General features: G+C 44.3%; 18 protein-coding genes. 10 read left to right on the forward strand and 8 right to left on the reverse strand.

The window, feature by feature from the left end; genetic code table 11:
- Positions 1 to 9: 9 nt before the first annotated feature.
- The 3 genes from DXD68_RS23345 to DXD68_RS23355 form a co-directional block, all read right to left on the reverse strand.
- Entirely contained in the window at positions 10 to 618 is a 609-nt protein-coding gene (locus tag DXD68_RS23345; protein WP_122363838.1) for an ExbD/TolR family protein, read from the reverse strand.
- 5 nt (positions 619 to 623) lie between these two features.
- Positions 624 to 1,433, reverse strand: coding sequence for a MotA/TolQ/ExbB proton channel family protein (locus tag DXD68_RS23350; RefSeq protein WP_122363839.1), 810 nt, complete (start codon positions 1,431 to 1,433; stop codon positions 624 to 626).
- Between the two features lie 114 nt (positions 1,434 to 1,547).
- Positions 1,548 to 1,946 (reverse strand): hypothetical protein, encoded by a 399-nt coding sequence (locus DXD68_RS23355; protein ID WP_122363840.1) that lies wholly within the window; start codon positions 1,944 to 1,946, stop codon positions 1,548 to 1,550.
- A gap of 211 nt (positions 1,947 to 2,157) precedes the next feature.
- On the opposite strand from DXD68_RS23355, the gene eno reads away from it, so the two are divergent.
- Complete coding sequence (eno, locus tag DXD68_RS23360) at positions 2,158 to 3,444, forward strand: phosphopyruvate hydratase (protein ID WP_122363841.1); 1,287 nt, start codon at positions 2,158 to 2,160, stop codon at positions 3,442 to 3,444.
- An 80-nt stretch (positions 3,445 to 3,524) separates the two neighbouring features.
- Here eno and DXD68_RS23365 read toward each other — a convergent pair whose 3' ends face one another.
- The 3 genes from DXD68_RS23365 to DXD68_RS23375 all read right to left on the reverse strand — a co-directional run bounded on the left by DXD68_RS23365 (position 3,525) and on the right by DXD68_RS23375 (position 10,732).
- Positions 3,525 to 6,083 (reverse strand): T9SS type A sorting domain-containing protein, encoded by a 2,559-nt coding sequence (locus DXD68_RS23365; protein ID WP_122363842.1) that lies wholly within the window; start codon positions 6,081 to 6,083, stop codon positions 3,525 to 3,527.
- Positions 6,084 to 6,652: 569 nt separating this feature from the next.
- The gene (locus DXD68_RS23370; RefSeq protein ID WP_122363843.1) at positions 6,653 to 7,681 is read right to left on the reverse strand and encodes an aminotransferase class I/II-fold pyridoxal phosphate-dependent enzyme; all 1,029 of its coding nucleotides are present in this window, start codon (positions 7,679 to 7,681) and stop codon (positions 6,653 to 6,655) included.
- Positions 7,682 to 7,732: 51 nt separating this feature from the next.
- Positions 7,733 to 10,732: a glycoside hydrolase family 3 N-terminal domain-containing protein gene (locus tag DXD68_RS23375; protein ID WP_122363844.1), complete on the reverse strand. Its 3,000-nt coding sequence runs from the start codon at positions 10,730 to 10,732 to the stop codon at positions 7,733 to 7,735.
- 200 nt (positions 10,733 to 10,932) lie between these two features.
- On the opposite strand from DXD68_RS23375, the gene rplS reads away from it, so the two are divergent.
- From rplS to DXD68_RS23400, 5 genes are all read left to right on the forward strand, one after another.
- The gene (rplS, locus tag DXD68_RS23380; protein WP_122357157.1) at positions 10,933 to 11,280 is read left to right on the forward strand and encodes a 50S ribosomal protein L19; all 348 of its coding nucleotides are present in this window, start codon (positions 10,933 to 10,935) and stop codon (positions 11,278 to 11,280) included.
- 309 nt (positions 11,281 to 11,589) lie between these two features.
- Positions 11,590 to 12,675: a sensor histidine kinase gene (locus tag DXD68_RS23385; protein WP_410510742.1), complete on the forward strand. Its 1,086-nt coding sequence runs from the start codon at positions 11,590 to 11,592 to the stop codon at positions 12,673 to 12,675.
- 35 nt (positions 12,676 to 12,710) lie between these two features.
- Entirely contained in the window at positions 12,711 to 13,469 is a 759-nt protein-coding gene (locus DXD68_RS23390) for a LytR/AlgR family response regulator transcription factor (RefSeq protein ID WP_122363846.1), read from the forward strand.
- A gap of 149 nt (positions 13,470 to 13,618) precedes the next feature.
- Positions 13,619 to 14,056, forward strand: coding sequence for a LytR/AlgR family response regulator transcription factor (locus DXD68_RS23395; RefSeq protein WP_122363847.1), 438 nt, complete (start codon positions 13,619 to 13,621; stop codon positions 14,054 to 14,056).
- A 102-nt stretch (positions 14,057 to 14,158) separates the two neighbouring features.
- A complete protein-coding gene (locus DXD68_RS23400) occupies positions 14,159 to 15,205 on the forward strand; it encodes a DUF2776 domain-containing protein (RefSeq protein WP_122363848.1) in 1,047 nt (348 codons plus the stop codon).
- Positions 15,206 to 15,305: 100 nt separating this feature from the next.
- Here DXD68_RS23400 and DXD68_RS23405 read toward each other — a convergent pair whose 3' ends face one another.
- Positions 15,306 to 16,508: a hypothetical protein gene (locus DXD68_RS23405; RefSeq protein ID WP_122363849.1), complete on the reverse strand. Its 1,203-nt coding sequence runs from the start codon at positions 16,506 to 16,508 to the stop codon at positions 15,306 to 15,308.
- Positions 16,495 to 17,817, reverse strand: coding sequence for a DUF4270 family protein (locus tag DXD68_RS23410; RefSeq protein ID WP_122363850.1), 1,323 nt, complete (start codon positions 17,815 to 17,817; stop codon positions 16,495 to 16,497). The genes DXD68_RS23405 and DXD68_RS23410 overlap by 14 nt, the downstream gene beginning before the upstream one ends.
- A gap of 264 nt (positions 17,818 to 18,081) precedes the next feature.
- On the opposite strand from DXD68_RS23410, the gene DXD68_RS23420 reads away from it, so the two are divergent.
- The 4 genes from DXD68_RS23420 to DXD68_RS23435 all read left to right on the forward strand — a co-directional run bounded on the left by DXD68_RS23420 (position 18,082) and on the right by DXD68_RS23435 (position 20,794).
- On the forward strand, positions 18,082 to 19,083 hold the full coding sequence (locus DXD68_RS23420; RefSeq protein ID WP_122363866.1) for a Kelch repeat-containing protein: 1,002 nt from the start codon (positions 18,082 to 18,084) through the stop codon (positions 19,081 to 19,083).
- Complete coding sequence (locus DXD68_RS23425) at positions 19,058 to 19,429, forward strand: DUF4907 domain-containing protein (protein WP_122363852.1); 372 nt, start codon at positions 19,058 to 19,060, stop codon at positions 19,427 to 19,429. Before DXD68_RS23420 ends, DXD68_RS23425 begins: the two co-directional genes overlap by 26 nt.
- An 86-nt stretch (positions 19,430 to 19,515) precedes the next feature.
- Complete coding sequence (locus DXD68_RS23430) at positions 19,516 to 20,337, forward strand: helix-turn-helix domain-containing protein (protein ID WP_122363853.1); 822 nt, start codon at positions 19,516 to 19,518, stop codon at positions 20,335 to 20,337.
- A gap of 88 nt (positions 20,338 to 20,425) precedes the next feature.
- The gene (locus DXD68_RS23435; RefSeq protein ID WP_122363854.1) at positions 20,426 to 20,794 is read left to right on the forward strand and encodes a VOC family protein; all 369 of its coding nucleotides are present in this window, start codon (positions 20,426 to 20,428) and stop codon (positions 20,792 to 20,794) included.
- The last annotated feature ends 6 nt before the right edge of the window (positions 20,795 to 20,800 follow it).

Here is a 20,800-nt window from a genome sequence, read left to right on the forward strand (position 1 = left end):
GTACGTTGTTTAAACATTGTCAGGTACATTTTTGAGCGTTGTTATCAGATTGTATCTGTTTTCTCTCAGGTCCTGCAATGTGTTCATTATATTCTTGATCTTCGGATAAGGCGTCTGCTGGTCAGCCTTGATGGCGATCACCAGGTCGCGGTTCACTTCGCGGGCATGTTGTACCCATGCCTTAAACTGATTATTGGTGCTGTCGGCCGGGATTCCGTAGTTTTGCGTCAACCGGTCTTGTTCGGAGGATGGCAAATTCAGAAATTCCTGCATGTTCTGGATTGGAACACCAAAAGAAGGAAGCAGGCTGAATTCGTATATCTCTTTGTCGGTAAAGCTGATACCATAGTCTTGTCCCAGCTTTTTCAATACATTAGCCTTGTCTTCCTGTTTGTCCATGCTCATGAATACTTTTCCGTCCGTATCTACCAGGATTGAAAGAATATTCGTTTCCGGTATTTTGATTTCGGAAACGGAAGCCGGAGTAGTGACCACTACCGGCTCTTTCTGAATGAAAGTAGATGTCAGCATGAAGAAAGTAAGCAGCAACACCGTTACATCACTCATTGCCGTCATGTCAATGAATGTGCTTTTGCGTTTTACTATAAGTTTAGGCATATGCTTCAGTGTTTAGCGGCAAACGTTTGTACGATAGAGAAACCTATTTCATCGATGGCATACGTGATATTATCTATTTTACTGGTGAAATAGTTGTACGAGATGATAGCCATAGCACCGGTAGCAATACCCAGTGCCGTGTTGACCAGTGCTTCGGAGATACCAGTGGACAGTGCAACAGAATCCGGTGCTCCGGCATTAGCCAGGGCGGCGAATGAACGGATCATACCTAAAACGGTTCCAAGCAATCCGAATAAAGTACCCAGGGTTGAAATGGTTGCGATTACCGGCAGGTTCTGTTCCATGACAGGCAATTCCAGCGCGGTACTTTCTTCGATCTCTTTTTGCAGGATGACCATCTTCTGTTCTTTGGTCTGATCGGTTCTGTCCTCGACATCGGCGTAACGTGTCAATGCCGCATTTACTACATTGGCTACGGAACCCTGTTGTTCTCCGCATGCTTTCCGGGCGGCATCGAGATTACCCTCTTCAAGATCCTTTTTTATGGTATGAACAAATCCAAGTAAAGCCTTTTTCCCTTTTGAACGACTTATGGCAATAAAGCGTTCCACACTTAGTGTGATAACGGTAAGCAAAAGAGTAATAACTACAGGGACGATGAAGCCACCCTTATAAATCGTTCCGGCATAGTTGCCCGGAAGAGGATGATTGTCCGGATTATTATCCATGAAGTTGGCAGGATTTCCTAATACAAATTTATAAAAGCATACTGCCAGGATAAAGCACACAATGATGACGACACCGGCCGATATACCGTTCGCCGATTTCTTTATAATAGAATTATCTGTTTTCATATTTCAGATTATTAGTTGATTATGGATAAAATAGAAAATAAAAGAGTTGTACATAATGAAATATGTACTCTCTATATTCCTGTTAAAGACGGGAATTTTATTTTATCGCAGTGATCAAATAACAATCTTTCGCAATACGTACACCTGATGGCTCGTGCGATTACGAAGGGTAGAATAATTTAAGATGTTGTAATATGCTCTTATTTCTGAGGTTTTCTGTAGCCTGTTCTGTTCTTTCAGGGTGATGAAATAAGACAATTTGTTCGCTGTCTTCAGTAATGAGGCATAGCCTTCTGCTGTTGAGAAATTACGTGCAACAAACAGCCGGTACGCGTCGTTGTTTTTGTTTAACTCAAAATGGTTGAATTGTTGTTGCAGGTCATTCGGTTCGGTGTAGTTTGAAATACAAATCTGCTCTTCGGGTATTCTTGTACTATTCTTGCTGAAAGCTGCGTCCTGGCTCAGAAGAAACAGGATTAAAATACTTACTATGTTCAGCAACTTTTTCATCATGGTACAGTTAATATCTTTCTATATTAACATATCAGGATATAAAAAGTTGAGAAAAATTTAGAGAAAATGAGTATAATTTGTCTTATCGGCTTTTGTTTAATCTATTCCAATATTCATAAATTCTATCGGCTCAGACCAACATTCTGTCGGGACGGATTGTTATATTTGTACTGACATGAAAAATAGTATAAAGCAACTAAATATTTAGGTTATGAAAATTGAAAAAGTAGTAGGTAGAGAAATCCTTGATTCCCGTGGTAACCCGACAGTAGAAGTAGATGTACTTCTCGAATCCGGTGCATTTGGTCGTGCGGCAGTTCCTTCCGGTGCATCAACCGGCGAAAATGAAGCGATTGAGCTTCGTGACGGCGATAAAAAACGTTATGGAGGCAAAGGTGTTCTGAAAGCGGTAGAGAATGTCAATAAGGTAATAGCACCTGCCGTTATCGGAATGAGTGCATTGAACCAGCGCGAGATCGACCATAAGTTACTCGAACTGGATGGTACAAAGACCAAATCAAAACTGGGTGCCAATGCCATGTTAGGTGTTTCGCTTGCCGTAGCAAAAGCTGCAGCTAATTATCTCGACTTGCCGCTTTACCGTTATATAGGCGGAACAAATACCTATGTATTACCTGTTCCGATGATGAATATAATCAATGGTGGTTCACATAGTGACGCTCCGATCGCATTCCAGGAATTTATGATCCGTCCTGTAGGAGCAAAGAGTTTCCGTGAAGGACTGCGTATGGGTGCAGAGGTCTTCCATGCATTGAAGAAAGTATTGCACGACCGTGGTCTGAGCACGGCTGTTGGTGACGAAGGTGGTTTTGCTCCGGCTCTTAATGGAACAGAAGATGCCCTGGGCTCAATCATGGCTGCCATTAAGGCTGCCGGATACGAACCGGGTAAGGATGTAACCATTGCTATGGACTGTGCTGCTTCTGAATTTTACGATAAGAAAGGTACTTACGATTATACCAAATTTGAAGGACCCAACGGTGCAAAGCGTACGGCAACCGAACAGGTTTTATATCTGACCGAGCTGGTAAACAAATATCCGATCGATTCTATTGAAGACGGTATGGATGAAAATGACTGGGAAGGTTGGAAGCAATTGACCAAGGCGTTGGGTGACCGTGTTCAGCTGGTAGGCGACGACTTGTTCGTAACTAACGTTGAATTCCTGAAGAAAGGTATTGAAGAAGGTTGTGCCAACTCTATCCTGATCAAAGTAAACCAGATCGGAACATTGAGTGAAACACTGGATGCTATCGAAATGGCTCATCGTAACGGATATACTTCTGTTACTTCACACCGTTCAGGTGAAACGGAAGATGCTACGATTGCTGACATCGCTGTAGCAACTAATTCAGGACAGATCAAGACCGGCTCATTGAGCCGCTCAGACCGTATGGCTAAGTATAACCAGCTGCTTCGCATTGAAGAAGAATTGGGTAACCTGGCTGTCTATGGCTATAAGACTTACAAAAAGTAAGAAATAGATTTGATATATATTTGAAAGCCTCCCTGGTAGAATTATCAGAGAGGCTTTTTATGTATATGCAGATTTATCCTTTAGTGCTTTATACCTTGTATGGTCTTTCTCCCTTCCTCAGTAGAAAGCCTGAAGAAATAAATGCCAGTGGATAGACTGCTGGTGTTCAGTATGTTGTTCGGGCGTTGTATTTTCCGTACCAGTTTGCCATCAGAAGAATAAACTTCCAACACCTTTACCTGCTGGTGATTTTGTATCTGAACTTCTTCACTGAATACATGAGGGTGAATATCTATTTCCTCTTTAACCGGTGTCAGTTCATTGCTGACGCTTGTTTCTATTCGGGCACTGACGGGAAGACTTTCCTCTTTTCCATAGAGGGCCGATACCTGGAACAGCGATACGTCGGAGATTCTGTTTTTGACCGTATATTGTGTTTGTGAGCCCGGCAATGTCGCTAGTGGAGATTGATCCTGATATACCTTATATTCCGTCAATTCAGGGAAAGCTGTGATCAGGGAACTTTCGGGCAAATCAGAAACAACATTTGATCTTTTGACTGACAACCGACGTGTCTCCGAGGGTCCGGCTGGAGTAATCGGTATGCGTCGCATACCGGATGCCGTATAGTTTGAAGTTAATTCACCATCCTGAGATGAAATGTTAATGGCCAGGAGTGTATTGGCATTTAACTCCTCCTTTGCGAAAGTTTTCCACTCTTTTCCGTCTAACGAATAAATATTTCCTTTTCCATCTATTGCCGGTCCCTCATCAACGAAAGCCGGATAAACGTCATTGCCATATTCTTTCACATGGATGGCTACCAGTAGCTCCTGATTAGAATCGATTACAAAGGGAGTTTTGAGTTTGACCGAATTGAATTTGTCAGGATCGGATTCGATGACATCTTCTTCATAGATACGATTTCCTTGCTTGATATATATACCGTATGTCACATTCGATACCGGATAGATGCAGACGTGTGTAATCGTTTTCTTATGCACGGGGGACAAGTCGCTCGTGTCCCATTTTTGTGCGAAATAGAAAGGTTCCCCTCGTAATCCGTATTGATTGTAACGGCTTGACGTACCCCATCCTGCTAACTGATCGTATAAGGGAGCCGACCATTTCAATAAAATATCTCTGTTGTCTGTTTCCTGATATGTCAGATCGGCGGGGCCTTTATAGTTACTTCCTATCGTTTCCCCCGTTTGCGTCATTCCATACAGCGTGGTTACTCCCGTTTGCAATGGGTCGAGCCAGATATCCATCCGGCCTGTATTGTTTTCACTGTATTTATTCCAGTGGAAGGATAATTTGCCATATAGGTTTATGCCTTCGGGGTCTTCGCAACTGGAGTCACCTCCGCTCAATGTCCCGATGATTAATCCGTTACTGTTGAACAGCGGTGAACCGGAAGAGCCGCCTTCGGTTACTCCGTGTCCGTTGGGGGTTGCATCGTAGATAACATTCCAATGGGCATTTGTAGCCCCTGTTTGATTTACGTCGCTATTATTCCAGGTTACTGATTCTGTGGGATATTTACCGTAAGTGGATATCTTCATATAGTCGCCTGCCGGATGGTGAATTCCGACTCCGGAGAGAGATGGTTTGTTTATACGATCCCATCCATTGAAAAATACATCGTAATCGTCCGGTATATTTTGATTCAATAACAGGAGCAGGCCGTCTGAACCGTTTTCGACAGGGATAGCTACTTTTCGGGTACAACCGACCATGGTTTTGATCGGAAAGATCGGTGATTCGTTATCGCAACCCGAGTGTTCTTCGTGAAAATAAAACAACCATTGATTCAGATCTTCGTCGGTAGCCTCCTTTGTCCCAGACATATTCTGTGAGCAGTGGAAGGCACTTAATACATAAGGCTTTTTATCTTTCGCTGTGTTATTTATCAAAGAAGCAGAGCAGATATAGGTGGCATCGTCTATCAATTGTATCATCTGAATGATTCCTTTCTTTTGGAGTTGCCAGCTGTCTCCCTCTTCGCAATTGATGTTAACCTGGCAAGGACCTGACTGACCGGCACCGGGGGCTTCAATGGATAAGTGGTTGTATCCGTATCCTACCTTGTCGATTCGCAGAAGCACTTCTTTTCCAGAGGGGGCGGGTACATATTCCAGTACAGCTTCATCACCTGCGATAAGTTCGGTTGCAAAAGCTCCGTTTTGAGGATGTGTACGGTTGGTATAGGCTCCCAATACCTGGGTTTTGTTTGCATTGTAAATATACAATTTACCTCCTTCCGGAATGTAGAAGTCGGAATAATAGAAGATCAGGGCAATTGCATCTTTCGCTTGCAGATGTAACTGCCATACTTGCTGACCATCAGGTAAGGTGATCCAGTCCCCGTCGTTCGCTATGTTGAAGTCGGTGTCGATTACTTTGGCAATACACAGCGGAGCACCTTGGCTAACATGCCATGCATCGACAGCTTTTAGATCTTCGACACTGAATTTTACCGGGATTTGTATGGCTTGCTTTGTACTTCGCAAGTTCGATTTGAACTGAAAACTAGGCGGCAGGCCACCCTCGCTGATCTGTGCCTGTAAACTGATGACTGTAAAGAGACAAAAAAGACAAATAGTCAGTTGTCGTAAAAGTGGGTTGTAAAGATTCATGGAATCGATATTTTATATTAATATTTGTGTATGTAAGCCGGATCTCTTTCCGATGGATATATATCGACCAGCTTGATTCTCTATTAATGATTCAGGTGTTGCCTGATACAAGAGATTGATTGGAGGACTCAAACTTAAGACTATACCGGTTATTCTTTGCAAAGATAAAAGTTTATGCAAAGGATGTTATAGATGGTTCTCTTTTTCTTGTTGCTTTATTTGTTATATATAGTCTAGTGCCGGGTGTTGAAGATTAAACAATTTTATCCTGTGTATTAACCGTTAAATATAGGACTTTTAACCTCTTTTCTTATAATATTTATATAAGTAAGGTATACGTTTTGTTTTTGCAAGGCATAGATTATATATGTGTAACCTGTGCCTTTCCTTTTTGTAAAGCATATATTCTTGATAAAAAGGTGCTGATTTTGATTCTTAATAGTAGGGAGATTGACTTTCAAATAAAGGGAGTAATGACCTTAATTGTTTGGTGCAAATAGAAAATCCCGGTGTATCTATCAGACTGACACACCGGGATTTTTTTGTATGAATTGTAAATAGCTATTTGTTTACAGTAGGGAGAACCATTCACGGATCGCATCGATCAGAACTTGATTCTCTGCTGTTGTCTGGGTGGACAGGCGGATATATGTTTCATCCAGACCACGGAAGTTAGATGCATCGCGGATCAGGATACCGTAATTGTCCCACAGATATTTCTTTAATTCAGCGGCCGTCCCTTTTTTCAAACGGACGAGGAAGAATGTTGTAGAAGTCGGTATTACTTCCAGGTTGTCGAACTTATTCAACTGGTAGATCAGTTCGGCTGTTTCGCGTTGCCATTTGCGGATAGGCAAAGTGAATTGTGCCGGATGGATCAGAATATATTTACTTGCTTCGAGCGCAATGGCATTAACCGACCAGGGGATAATATATTTGTTTACCATCGCCGTTATTTCCGGTGAAGCAACCAGGTAACCGATACGTAACCCCGGAATGTTGTATGCTTTCGATATAGACTGGATCAGGATCAGGTTCGGATTGTTCTTTACGTCCGAAGGTTTCAACATATCTTCGGTAGTAAAGGCAACATAAGCCTGGTCGATGATAAACTTCGTATTGCGATTGGCTGCAAGCAGTCTGAGTATCTCTGTACGATGAAGTAGTTTTCCATCCGGGTTATTCGGATTACAGATCCAGCAGAAATCCTGTCCTTCCAGAGAAAGCTCCGATAGGTCGTCGGAGGTCGAGAAAAAGGTCAGTTCGTGTTCGTGCAGGCGGCAGGCATCTTCGTACTCCGCGAAAGAAGGGACGGCGATGGTGGATTTAGCCCCTTTCCAAGCTTGGGCGATCAGATAGAATGCAGTGATCGAGCCGTTTGTCACTACAACGTTTTCTTCTTTTATCTCATACCGGCGGGCAAGCAGTCTTTTCAGTGATGCAGCATCCGGCTCCGGATAACGTGTCAGTTTACTGAACTGCTCATTGAGATGTTCTTTGAGTTTATCGAGGTTAGCGCCGTGCCAAACGTTAGAACTGAAGTTTATCTTTACTTCGTTCTGGGAATTATAAAAGTCATCGCCGTGTCCGAATAGCATACTTTCTTGTTTTATGTAATTAATAATGTTATAAAAGGTGGTGCAAAAATACTAATCTTTTTGGCTTTTCCTATCAATCGCCTTATAGATTGCGTCCTGTATGCGCGTACGTATATCCAGGGCACTGAGCTTGTTGTTGGCTCGTGAAGGATTTACTCTGTTACAGAGGAATATATAAAGTAGCTGATTATCCGGGTCTACCCAAAAGCAAGTTCCGGTAAATCCCGTATGACCATACGTTGAAGGGGGCGTGAGGTTACTGCAGGGTGAACCTTTATGAGTGCCGACAGCCGGTTTATCGAAACCCAGTCCGCGACGGCTTGTCGGGCTTTTGCTCTGTGTGAAAAGGCGGCAGGTTTCTGCTGATAAATATTGTTCGTTGCCGTATGTCCCCTGATTGAGGAAAAGCTGTAAGACTTTCGCCAGGTCGTTGGCGTTCGAGAAGAGACCGGCATTGCCCGATACACCCCCCTGAAAGGCTGCGGCTTCGTCATGTACGTAACCGCGTAATAGCTGGCGGCGTACGAACTGGTCGTTCTCGGTCGGGACGATTTGCAGGCTGTCCATTCTCCTGAGCGGATTATAGGTGGTATGCCACGCTCCGAGGCGGCTGTAGAAATCGTTATGGAGGAGTTGGTCCATCGGTTGCTTCATCAGATTCTCTGCCATCATCTTCAGCATGATAAAGTTGATACAGCTATATACATACTTTCCGCGTGTACCGAGGCGGGAGTCTTTTATGTCCTGCATGATACTGTCTTTAAAAGAGTCATGCAGGTAGAAGTTGCGTGCCACTTCTGTAGTAAATCCAGGCTTCTTTGTAGTGGAGACCAGTTCCGGCAGATAGCTGAAATCGTTGCGGACATAGGTCTTGGCATCGAAGCGTACCGGATGTGTGGCATTCTTTTCACGGCTGTAAAGGCTGCCTTTGTAACTGTCTTTATCTATTGCATCCAGATAAAAGTTGATTGTGGAAATGACGCCCGATTGATGGTAAAGCAGCTCTTTTATGTTCAGATCCTTCTTGTTGGACTCTTTTAGTTCGGGGATATAATCTGATATTTTATTATTAAGGGTGAACTTCTTCTCATCATAGGCTTTCATGACTGCCAGTAATGTCCCGGCAGCCTTGGAGGCAGATGCGAGATCATAAACGGAATTTTCCTTTACGTTCTGCTTTTGGCTATAATCGAAATATCCGAATGATTTGTCGTAAATGACCATTCCGTCTTTGGCAACCAATACCTGGCAACCTGGATAGGCTTTTTGCTCCAGCCCTTCCTCGACGATAGATTCGATCACGTCGAGACGGACGGCATTGGCTCCGACTTCCTCCGGTTCATGATAGCCCAGCCGTGTCTTTTCCGTAAAGATCCCTGAGCCTGCGTGGAATAATCCGGGGATCGTGACGGGGAGTTTGCCTTTTGCCGGAACTCCTCCGAAAATGACTTGTGCTGCATATTCCTGTGCCAGTGGTGTACCCTCGTATCCCATAATTACGGCTTTTGCTTTCAAGATAGAACTCTTATACTCTTTACAGAAATAGGGGAGGGTAAAGAATGCATAGATCACTTCTTTTTTAGTCGCTAACCCGCGAAGCAATTGACTTTCGGGTATACGGACGGTGTGTACGCCGCAGATGATCACGTCGTATTTCTCCAGTTGTTTGTAGACATTCTGTATTTGTGCGGCAGTCGAATTGCGGCTGATACTGAAACAGGCGACGCTGTCGTAACGCCCCAGTATTTCCTGAAATTCATTTCCGGCGGATGCTCCGATAGACAATGCAGCTATCTTCTTTTTATCCAACTGTCTGACCGGTACTATATTGTCTTCGTTTTTCAGCAGTGTGATTGCTTCTGCATTGAGCTTGGCGGCAAGCCAGGCGGCATGGGGCGAGTTCAACCGTTTACTCAATCCTTTCGTTTCGATCGGGCGATAGTTGTTCAGTCCGGTAATGTATTTATATTGAAGTATTTTTATGCATTTGGCTTCAATATCTTCTATATTTAGAATACCTTCGTCGATCGCTTCTTTTACAGCTGTAAAGTCATTGATCGGTGCAGCCGGTGCCAGCAAAATATCATTTCCCGCCAGCAATGCTTTTACCGACGGGTTGTCCGATTTACTGGTGGAGGCACCTTTCATGGCGAGTGCGTCCGTAAAGCACAGACCTTTGAAGCCCAGTTCCTCTTTCAATAGTCCGGTAACTATTGGGCGGGAAAGGGAAGAAGGGAGGTTACGGGTTTTATCCAGTGCCGGGATATAAAGGTGTCCGGTCATGATTCCGGCATACCCGTCATATATATATCGTTTAAAAGGATATAGTTCGACACTGTCCAGGCGGGCCCGGTCATGGTGGACGGCAGGCAACGTATTATGTGAATCTTCCGAAGTATCGCCATGTCCCGGGAAATGTTTGGCTACAGAGATAATGCCGGCCCTCTCCAGGCCGCGGGCATAGGCAATGCCTTTGTCGGCTACAGCCCGCGGATTCTCTCCGAAAGAACGCAGACCGATTACCGGATTGTCTGTATTGCTGTTCACATCTATGTCCGGAGCGAAATTTATTTGTATCCCCATCTCTTTGCATTGGCGGGCTACTTCCTGTCCGTATTCAGTAATCAGCTTATCATCTTCGATGGCTCCCAGCATCATATTTTTAGGAAAGCGCGTAGTTCCGCTAAGCCGCATGGATAATCCCCATTCGCCATCCAGTGAAACGAACATCGGAACACGCGATGCTTTCTGGAGCCGGTTGGTCACTTCCGCCTGGGTGACCGGATTCCCTTTATGGAAAAGGATTCCGCCGATCTTTATCTCATTCACATACCGCATAAGCCGTTGCATGTTGCGGTTCTCCGATTTAGGTTCGGCTATGACCATAAAGAGTTGCCCTATCCGTTCATCGTAAGTCATCGCGTCAAACACAGAATCGACCCAGTGATTCATTTTTGCCTGATCGGTGTTACGGTACATATTAGGTATAGTCTGTGCTTTGGCAGTCAGTAAACACACAGAGCAAAACAGCATTGTAAGTATCTTCCTCATCTTCACGTTATCATTATTATTCTCCAAAAATACACAAATCTGCCGAGGTTTTGTATGAGTGACGTAAATATTCTTTGAACTATTTGCGTATCAAATAAATCTTTCGTTACTTTGCATCCGCTTTGCGCAATCTCTGTCGGGAAAAGGTAACCCGTTATATTGCGTTTCATTTAAAGTTACAATTAAAAAGCTATAAAACAATGGATTTAATTAAGATTGCAGAAGAAGCGTTTGCTACAAAGAAGGAATATCCTTCATTCAAGAGTGGTGACACTATTACAGTAGCTTACCGTATTAAAGAAGGTAACAAAGAACGTATCCAGCAGTACAGAGGCGTAGTGATCCGTATCTCAGGACATGGTGACAAAAAACGTTTTACTGTTCGTAAGATGTCTGAAAACGTTGGTGTAGAAAGAATTTTCCCGATCGAATCACCGTTTATCGAAAGCATCACTGTAAACAAGCTGGGTAAAGTACGCCGTGCTAAATTGTATTACCTGCGTGCTCTTACAGGTAAGAAAGCAAGAATCAAAGAAAGAAGATTCTAATCCGTTTGGATTTAATTGCCATACAAAAAAGCCATCCGATTTATTTCGGGTGGCTTTTTTGTTGTTTATGCGTTTTGTTTGTCAAAAGGACGTTTCACCGATGTTTTTATCCGTTTCGTCGATCGAAATTCTCCATATAAAAGGGGATCGCTATCTTTACGTCCTATAAATGAATCCTGTATGTTACGTTCCGGAAAGAGTGAGTTGTTGATTGGTTTTACGATATCGGTGTTATTGACCCTTTTCGTTAATTTCCCGATGTTGATGCGTAGTTATGATTATGCAGTAAATGTGGCGAACGATAAATATATGATGGCACCGCCAATGCTGTTGCATGGTTCTTTCTTTTATTTCCCTCTGATTTGGTTTTTCTTGTTTGCCTTTATCCTTTTTATGGTCAATGTGCAAATGTATAAGGTCGGCGATCAGTTGCTGAAACTGAAAGAATATAAGGTCGTATTGTTTGCCGGTGGAGTCAGTTTTCTTGTCGGGTTGGGGCTTCTGACTGTTTATCCGTTTGCCCAGCAAGAGTTTTTTGCCCAGGACATGGAGATACGGGAATTTGTGATAAAGGATATTCCTGATGTGAAGAAATCGCCTTCCGATAAAATAATTCCGGGATATGGACGCCCTGTAACAAAGGCAAGAGAGCGGCATGAGGCTGTTTCGATTAGCCGGATGACAGCTCCTCCTTTCTTTTTCCATCCGCAACTTACGGAACACTTGTTTGTGTTATTGACCGTACTTCTGAGTGTCCTCCTGATTCGTTTGCTCAGTGGCAAGCAGCAGATGATGCTGGAATACGAACAGTTGAAAACGGAAAAGCTGCAAACTTCATACAATGCCCTGATGGGGCAGATCAATCCTCATTTCTTCTTTAACTCGCTCAATGGTCTTAACTCGCTGATACGTAATGGTGAAAAGGAACAAACACTGACTTATCTGGATGAACTGTCGAATGTATTCCGCTATATCCTGCAAAGCAATAAAAAGGAAATGGTTACACTGGCGGAAGAACTGCAGTTTGTAAAAGCCTATACATATTTGCTGGGAGTGCGTTATGAAGGCAAGCTGTTTTTTTCCATACAGGCGGAACCAGCGCTGCTGTTTTTGTCGTTGCCTATCCTGAGCGTATTGCCGTTGATTGAAAATGCAGTGAAACATAATGTGATCAGTAAGCAGTATCCGTTGCAAATCGACATTTATACTACAAGGGAGAACATGTTGGTGGTCTCCAACAAAGTTCAGCCGAAAGTAGAGGAGGGACACAGCAGCGGCATCGGCTTAAAGAATCTATGGGGCCGTTACCGTCTGTTGACCGGTAAGGATATCAATATCTCCAACCGGAAAGAGTATTTCAAAGTCTCTCTCCCTTTATCGAATATGCCGGTATGAATAAGAACCCATTTTCATGAACCAAACTAAATAGTATGAATGCAGTAATAATAGAAGATGAAACGGCTGCGGTAAGCACCCTGAAAGCGATATTGGCACAAAACTCTATGATCCCGGTAGATGTCATCGCAGAGTTGGAAAGTATAGAAGAAAGTGTGGCTTATTTCCGTATGGCTCCTCAGCCGGATATCATTTTTATGGATATCCATCTGGCGGACGGCTCCGCTTTTAAAATATTTGAGCAGGTAGAGATCGAAGCTCCGGTTATCTTTACAACCGCTTATGATGAGTATGCATTGCAGGCTTTCCAGGTCAGCAGCATCGATTATTTGCTGAAACCTGTTACGCTTGCTTCCCTGGAACGGGCATTGGGTAAACTCCGCCTGTTCAGTCCGGAGGAACGTCTGGCCCATATCCGGCAGACCAATGATGCGATACAAAGCCGCCATGTTATCAAGAGCCTGCTTATCATGCTTTCTGACAAGTTCTATCCTTTGCAGGTAGAAGATATTCAGTTTTTCTATACGACAAACGAAAAGGTGACGGCTTATACAGCCGATGGTAAACAGCATCCGGTAGACCGTACATTGGACACCTTGACCGACCAGCTCGACGGTCGGCTTTTCTTCCGTGCAAACCGCCAGTTTATCATCTCCCGGAAAGCAATCAAAGACATCGACTTATGGTTCGGCAGCCGTTTGTCAGTCAACCTCACCCTGCCTATTCCCGAACGCATTATTATCAGCAAGACAAAGACTCCGGTTTTCAAGAAGTGGATACTTATGGAAGAGTGAACAGACGAAATACTGCATCATTCGGTCAAGTTTTTTCGCCCCGCCCTTTAGGCGGTTCACCGACTAAGTTGTACCATTGATCGCCCCTTAACCTTTGTTCACCGAAGTTTCTTATTTATTTGTAGTGTAAATTTAAAAGATACGGAACTATGTTGAAATGTATTACTTTCGATGGGGATGCTTCTACGTTGAACGCCTTGATGGGCTATTTTGAGAAGTTGGATAAAGCATTGGCTGATGTGCATGATGTATTGCACAGGGAACAAACCGAGCAACCTGTTTTTGTTCGGGAAGGAAGTAAGATCATTCGTCTTTGCAAGGAAGAAATCCTTTTCCTGGAGGGCTATGGAGATTATGTAAAGATTCACCGTACCACAGGCAAGCCGCTCCTGTCGCAGGTAAGCCTGAAACGTTTTGAAGAAAATCTCGCGGACGGTTTGTTCTGCCGCGTGCACCGTTCGTATATCGTTTCCCTCGCCCATATCAGTTATATCGAGCGGAAACGGATACGTATCGGCGATGAACTGATACCGATCAGCGATTCCTACCTGCCGACACTTATGGGGCGGTTGGCATTGCAGGAATAGGGGATCGGTTTCGGATAACTAAAAAGATTCTATAAAAATGTAATTTGAGAAACAATGCCGTAATCAGGTCTGTTTGGATGAAAATTAAAAAACAAATAGACTATGAATTACGGCATTAGTGTTCTGTTCAGGGCGATACCATTGTTGATGGCCCTGTTTTGTTTCGGTTATGGGTGGTTCGTCCTGGCCTATGGGACAGACCCGAGCCGGTTTGTTGCAGGTCCGGTAGTATTCTCGTTGGGGATGATCTGTATCGCCCTGTTTTCGACTGCGGCAACGATCATCCGGCAGATCATCCATACGTTTGGGGAAATAAGTCGGTATGCACTTCCGGTACTGGGTTATTTATCCGCCCTCCTGACCGTGATAGCAGGTATCTGCATCATGAGGTCGCCCGATGCATCATCGTTTGTTGCCGGTCATGTGATTTGCGGAGTGGGATTGATCACTGCCTGTGTCTCTACAACGGCTACTTCTTCCACCCGGTTTACGATGATTACCGTCAATGCGAAAAAGACGGACCACGATGTGCCGCCCGAAGCGTTTACCCGTGCACAGGGACTGACCCTGATCGCTATTGCCGGATTGATTGCACTGGTTGCCTGGGTATGGGCTTTTTACCTGTTGGCCAACAGCGATTGTGGGTCGGAATATTTTGTAGCGGGACATGTCATGATCGGTCTGGCTTGTATCTGTACCAGTCTGATAGCTTTGGTTGCAACGATTGCCCGGCAGATCCGGAATATATTTACTCCAACGGAACGGGAGTTCTGGCCTGTGATGGTATTGGTCATGGGAAGTATTTGTGTGGTTTGGGGTATCATCCTGATTTTGGCCACCGCCAATCCGGCAAACGGAGCGACTGGTTATATAATGATAGGGTTGGGACTGGTCTGCTACAGTATATCCAGTAAAGTGATCTTACTGTCGAAGATATGGAGGCATGAATTTAAATTATCCAACCGTATCCCGCTGATACCTATTTTTACGGCGTTGACTTGTTTGTTCCTCTCCGCTTTTTTATTTGAACTGGGGTCGGCTCATGCTTACTATTTCATTCCGGCACGTGTATTGGCTGGCTTGGGAGGTATTTGCTTTACCTTATTCTCGATTGTCAGCATTCTGGAAAGCGGGACGTCTTCGAAGTAATAATATCATTGGTCCAGCACTGTAGTGTTAGCCCTATTATCACAGGCATGCTGGATCAGTGACTCTACTGTCTCAGGATCAGGAGTATCCCTGTGATAAATTACAACTTCAACTTATAGAACAACTCGCTCAATGTGTACGAAACCGTTACCCCAAAGGCATCCCGCCCGAATACATTATTTTTCAACTTCGTGCGGTCATAATAAATAGCGGCATTGATACGACCGTTTATTACCGGTAAGCCCATTCCGGCACTTAGTCGGTAAGAATAACCTGTTTGCCCGCTGATCTGTAGGTAAGGAGTTGACAAATTTATGCCGGCTTTGTAGGTGATCCGTTTCCAATAACTTCCCGAGGTATACCCGTTGGGGAAATAACTGACCCCCATCTTTAATTCATGCGAATCTTTGAACTTTACCCGGCTGTCACCTGATGAAAGGCTGCTGTATTGATGTAAATTATAATCGATGGCATATGTCCATTGCTTATAAATCAACGAACCACCCACTCCGAAATATTGCGGCAGGTATTGTGTTGTATTCCGCTTGCTCTCTTCCGTTTCACTGCTTTCGTAAGTAATAGCAATGGAGTTTTCCATTTTCAGCCGTTGTTTATATCCGTAAACAGCTCCTACCGTAAAAGAGACGTCACGACTGATCGGACGGTGATACTGTATTCCGAAGTCTGTATAGAAATTGTGCGTGTACATTCTGTTTTCAACCGAAGTACTGCTTTGGCTTTCTGTCAGCTTCGTGTTTCCGAATATGTAACTCACATTGATACCGACTGAAAGATTCTTGCTTACCATAAATGCATTTGTCAGATAAACCTTGGATAGCCCGCCATATCCTTCAAATGTACTGGTGTAATAGGAGTCGGGTGATCCTTCCAGCGGTTGCGTGCTTTGGAAATAGTAACCGACCGATGAATAAGGTGTCAGTCCCGCTGCCATATACCAGCGGGGAACAATACGTCCTGCCAGGGAAAAGGCTGATACATTTCCCGTGAAAGCATGGCTGCTGCCGCTTTTCGACTGGTAGGATTCGCTTTTCAGGAATGCGGAAGTCTCGGCAAAGAGGCGTAGCGTGTCGAGCCCCGTCAGCCCGGCGGGGTTTTCCGTATTGATCAGCCATGAATCGCGCATACCGGTCGATACGCCTCCCATGGCAGAATTGGAACCATATAGACCTGTTACGATTTCTCCAAGCCCGAACATCGAATAGGGCGAGGAAGTCATGATATTTTGGGCATTGGTTGTCAGTACCGGCAGAAAGGAAAGGATCAGATATTTAATAACTTTCATATATTTTGTAGATTAGCTGTAAGACAATAGGAGAACGACCCTGCTGGTCGTTGAAGGTCAGGTTTCGAAACGATGCTGTATAAGTATCTTCGTTGAATACCAGTTGTAGGTTGTGCTTGTACATTCCGAAAGCTCCCAGTTCCTGCTGCATAAAATCGGTGAGGTCGAAGTAGTAATAGGTGTTTTCGTCGTATGTATCATCTTTTACCAGGGTACCGCTTTGTACGGCTGTTCCCAGATAATCGGTTACCGCATCGGTTACCACATTATTTTCATCGGCGATATAAAGAAAAATACTGTCGGGGAGTGTATTTGTTCCCGAGAATGTACCCGGCTCCGGGTAAATTTTCAGTAAAGCACTTTCGATAGCCACCTTTTCCCCCTGCATCAGGATATTATTAATGAAAGGAAATTCCAAACGTGTGTACCATCCCAGTCCGCCAAAAAGAACGCCACGATTCCCAAGCGAAGCAGACGGAATTTCTTTCTGGGTTACCGGGAAAGGCTCCATGATTGTTCCGCTGCGGTCGTGATCGATATGGTTGAACTGCGTGGTCGTGTTAGGGATGAATGTCAGAACCTGTTCATTCTCTTTTTCATCGATGATATGGTAATGAAGGACGAGTGTCGCCGAACTGTCTGCAACTTGGAAAGAAAGAATCGACCGGTTGTCCGTTATCTCCGGTATGACTACAAGACCTTTGAAATAATCTTCAAAATAGTCGGAGCTGACCTGGATATCCCGTTTGTGGAAACGGGTCAGAAAATCTTGTCCCATCTCATCGGGCAGGCGTACCAGTACCTTTTCTCCGCTTAAAGGACGGGGAGTGAAAGAACTCGTAGCCAGAGGCTCGGTCTCGTAGTCGAATGAAGAGGTATTATAAAGATACCCGTTGTCATTCAATCTTATTTTTTCTGTCAGCTTATGTATATTGAATCGTAGAGGTTGCAAGGTGTCGCCTACGTAATATCCTCCGTAATTAAACGAAAGGACAAGCGAATCGAGCACGACCTGGGCATCGATCTCAGTTGTGTATGACGGGCAGTTATAAGCTATATAACCGGAGGAAGATATGTTGCCCCAGACCGGATGAGTGTACTCGCCTAGCATGACAAGTGATTTACCGGAGGTCTCCAACGAGTCGATCAGCAAGGCGGTAACGGTCACCGTACTGGTGTCGGTACTGATATTGCGGAATGCGGAATCGACTAATCCGTTACCATACTTATTACTCTCGTCATAGCAGGATTGGAAAAGGCAGCCGGCCATAGCCAGGCATATCCATAACAGAAAAATGCTTCTTCTCATATTATTATATACTGTTCAATTGACCGCACAAAGAACCGGATTCGCTCTTTTTCATGCAAGAATAACCTGCCAATGCCCCTGATTTCTCTGTTAATGGCCTGATTGCGCAGATTAGCCGCCAATCGAACCCGGAGAAAGCGGAAAAAAGGTTTTACCCTCCTGAAATCCCCATTCATCGGGTAGGAGGGGCTGTTTGTCGATTAAATTTGCCGGGGTTTGAGATACTTTATTCTTTTGCATTCGTAAACAGTAACACGTTATATGATGACACAAAAGAGACTATTTCTGTTCCTGCTGGCTCTGCTGCCTTTGGTAATGGTATCCTGTGGGGATGACGATGATGATGATTTGATAGGAAAGTGGTATCGCGTATCCGATTTCGACGGGCTGGCCCGCAGCGATGCTTCCTCGTTCTCTATCGGGAATAAGGGATATCTGGTCTGTGGATTTGATGGAACAAACCGCTTGGCGGATTTATGGGAGTATGATATGAGTCGGGATAGCTGGACACAGAAAGCGAACTTCCCCGGTACGGCACGTAACTCGGGAGTTGCCATGGCGGTAGGCAGCAAAGGATATTTCGGAACCGGCTATGACGGATCGAATAAACTGAGCGATTTTTGGGAGTATGATCCTACATCCAATAGCTGGACGCAAAAGGCTGATTTCCCCGGTGGGGCACGTTATGATGCAGTGGCTTTCGGTATCAGCGGCAAGGGATATTTGGGGTGTGGTTATGATGGGAACTATCTGAAAGACTTCTATTCGTTTAATCCGGGTACCAATAGCTGGCAGCAGATCGTCAGTATCGGCGGTACGAAGCGGCGCGGGGCTACCAGTTTCGTGATAAACGATAAAGCATATATTTGTTGCGGAACGAATAACGGAACCTATGTGGACGACTTTTGGATGTTCGATCCGTCGACGGAGACATGGAGTCAGTTGCGTGACATTGCCGATACATCGGATGAAAGTTATGATGATGACTATAATATAGTACGTACGAATGCTTCTGCCTTTGTTATCGATGGGGCGGTTTATCTGACCTGCGGAGAAAGCGGAGGCATACGTTCGGACACATGGAAATATTATCCTACAACTGATTTGTGGGAAAATGTTGCCAAGTTTAAAGGATCGGCCCGTACAGTTGCGGCTTCTTTCTCAAATGGTGAAAGAGGATTTGTGGTGACGGGAAAAAGTAGCACTTACCGTTTTGATGACATTTGGGAACTTCACCCTTATGAATACGACGATGATGACTATTAAAGGTAGAAAGGCTCTTTGGAGCCTGGTGCTGCTACCGGTACTGATTTTATTTCTTTATTTTCGTCCCGGTGAAATGGGGTCCCGGGGTGACCGGCAACCGGAGTTGCAAACGTTTCAATTGGAGGATGGCTGGGGCTATCAGATCGTGATGAATAAGAAGGTGTTGATATATCAGCCCTCCATTCCTGCAATTGATACGCTGAGGTCTTTTCCGGATGAGGCGAGTGCCCGTAAGATCGGTTCGCTGGTACTGGAAAGGCTTAGGAATAACAAGGATTTTTCAATAACAATTGATGATATTAAACATTCACTCTCTGATTTAGAAACAAACGATAATTCAACGTGAACGTCGGAAAGGGTTGCCAGTGACTGGTCGCCCTTTCTTCTTGTTTGGTCGATATTCCCATTGAATAAATTTGTATATTTGCCGGCATGGAATCATTTCAGATTGTATTACCATCGCCGGCATTGGCTCCTTATATCAGGCATTACTGGTTGCTGGAGACGGATAGCATAGACCGGAGTACGGAACGAATTATTCCGAGTGGTACTGTTCAAATGGTTTTCTATCGGGGAAATCCCGTTTCACTTTCCTCTTCACAAAATACGTCTCTTATCGATAGTAAAGTGGTCCTGTGCGGTCAATTCGTCGGCTTTTCCGATCTGAGTTATACGGGGAATATTAGGATATTGGCTGTCGTTTTCCATACATATGCAGCGAGTGCCTTTTTCCGTATGCCGGTCAGCGATTTTTGCGATCAGAAATTTACGGCAGATGAGGTAGGTGATCGTGAATTGCTGGAATTGGAAGACCGTATCCTGAATGAAACGGATGATCGGCATTGTATCTGTATGGTGGAACAGTTCCTGCTTCAACGTCTGAATCCTCCGAAAGCTTATAATTTGGACCGGATGCGTTCCGCCATTTCTTTCATAAACCGCCAGAAAGGAGAAATTCGTATATCGGAACTGGCTTCTTCCGTCTTTTTAAGTACCAAACAGTTTCAGCGCGTCTTTACCGGACATGTAGGAATCTGCCCGAAAGATTTCCTGCGGATCGTCCGTTTTCAACATGCTTTGTATGTACTGCAATCATCACCGGAAATCAATTTCTCGCAGTTGGCCTGTGAATGCGGTTTTTATGATCAGCCTCATTTGATCAATGAGTTTAAAGTATTTTCCGGGTATACGCCGAAAGAATATTTGGCTGTTTGTGCTCCTTATTCCGATTATTTCTCGGAGGAGGATAAGTAATGTCTTTTTTTTCCAAGTTTAGGGTTTGCCGTTAGACTACATTTGTCGTGTCAATTGGCAGAAATAATTAAATAATGAAAAAGAGAACATGAAAAAGTTAGTTTCTTTCTTTGAGATTCCGGCAGCAGACTTTAGCCGGGCCGTAAAATTTTATGAAGCGGTGTTGAATTTGAAATTAAATGTTTTGGATTGTGGTACGGAGAAAATGGCTTTCTTCCCGGAGGAAGAAGAGGTAACTCCCGGCGCTATCTCATGGGCGGCTGATTTTCTACCGTCGAAGAATGGCGTGTTGGTTTCTTTGAATGTGGAAGATATGGAAGAAACACTTTCCTGCATAAAGGAAAATGGCGGTTCCATAGTCCGCGAAAAAACGAAGATCGAATCGGACTGTCGGGGTTATTTCGCTATGTTTTCCGATAGCGAAGGGAATACGCTCGGATTGTATTCGGATAAGTAAAGAGTT

The sequence above is a fragment of the Parabacteroides sp. TM07-1AC genome (assembly GCF_003480915.1).
Taxonomy (GTDB): Bacteria; Bacteroidota; Bacteroidia; order Bacteroidales; family Tannerellaceae; genus Parabacteroides; species Parabacteroides chongii.

Bases quoted from the DNA above. Each gene is read 5' to 3' on its own strand.
- DXD68_RS23410 (WP_122363850.1), bottom strand. From the start codon at position 17,817: ATGAGAAGAAGCATTTTTCTGTTATGGATATGCCTGGCTATGGCCGGC.
- DXD68_RS23390 (WP_122363846.1), top strand. From the start codon at position 12,711: ATGAATGCAGTAATAATAGAAGATGAAACGGCTGCGGTAAGCACCCTG.
- rplS (WP_122357157.1), top strand. From the start codon at position 10,933: ATGGATTTAATTAAGATTGCAGAAGAAGCGTTTGCTACAAAGAAGGAA.
- DXD68_RS23405 (WP_122363849.1), bottom strand. From the start codon at position 16,508: ATGAAAGTTATTAAATATCTGATCCTTTCCTTTCTGCCGGTACTGACA.
- DXD68_RS23430 (WP_122363853.1), top strand. From the start codon at position 19,516: ATGGAATCATTTCAGATTGTATTACCATCGCCGGCATTGGCTCCTTAT.
- DXD68_RS23375 (WP_122363844.1), bottom strand. From the start codon at position 10,732: ATGAGGAAGATACTTACAATGCTGTTTTGCTCTGTGTGTTTACTGACT.
- DXD68_RS23365 (WP_122363842.1), bottom strand. From the start codon at position 6,083: ATGAATCTTTACAACCCACTTTTACGACAACTGACTATTTGTCTTTTT.
- DXD68_RS23435 (WP_122363854.1), top strand. From the start codon at position 20,426: ATGAAAAAGTTAGTTTCTTTCTTTGAGATTCCGGCAGCAGACTTTAGC.
- eno (WP_122363841.1), top strand. From the start codon at position 2,158: ATGAAAATTGAAAAAGTAGTAGGTAGAGAAATCCTTGATTCCCGTGGT.
- DXD68_RS23425 (WP_122363852.1), top strand. From the start codon at position 19,058: ATGAATACGACGATGATGACTATTAAAGGTAGAAAGGCTCTTTGGAGC.
- DXD68_RS23350 (WP_122363839.1), bottom strand. From the start codon at position 1,433: ATGAAAACAGATAATTCTATTATAAAGAAATCGGCGAACGGTATATCG.
- DXD68_RS23400 (WP_122363848.1), top strand. From the start codon at position 14,159: ATGAATTACGGCATTAGTGTTCTGTTCAGGGCGATACCATTGTTGATG.
- DXD68_RS23385 (WP_410510742.1), top strand. From the start codon at position 11,590: ATGATGGCACCGCCAATGCTGTTGCATGGTTCTTTCTTTTATTTCCCT.
- DXD68_RS23395 (WP_122363847.1), top strand. From the start codon at position 13,619: ATGTTGAAATGTATTACTTTCGATGGGGATGCTTCTACGTTGAACGCC.
- DXD68_RS23355 (WP_122363840.1), bottom strand. From the start codon at position 1,946: ATGATGAAAAAGTTGCTGAACATAGTAAGTATTTTAATCCTGTTTCTT.
- DXD68_RS23370 (WP_122363843.1), bottom strand. From the start codon at position 7,681: ATGCTATTCGGACACGGCGATGACTTTTATAATTCCCAGAACGAAGTA.
- DXD68_RS23345 (WP_122363838.1), bottom strand. From the start codon at position 618: ATGCCTAAACTTATAGTAAAACGCAAAAGCACATTCATTGACATGACG.
- DXD68_RS23420 (WP_122363866.1), top strand. From the start codon at position 18,082: ATGACACAAAAGAGACTATTTCTGTTCCTGCTGGCTCTGCTGCCTTTG.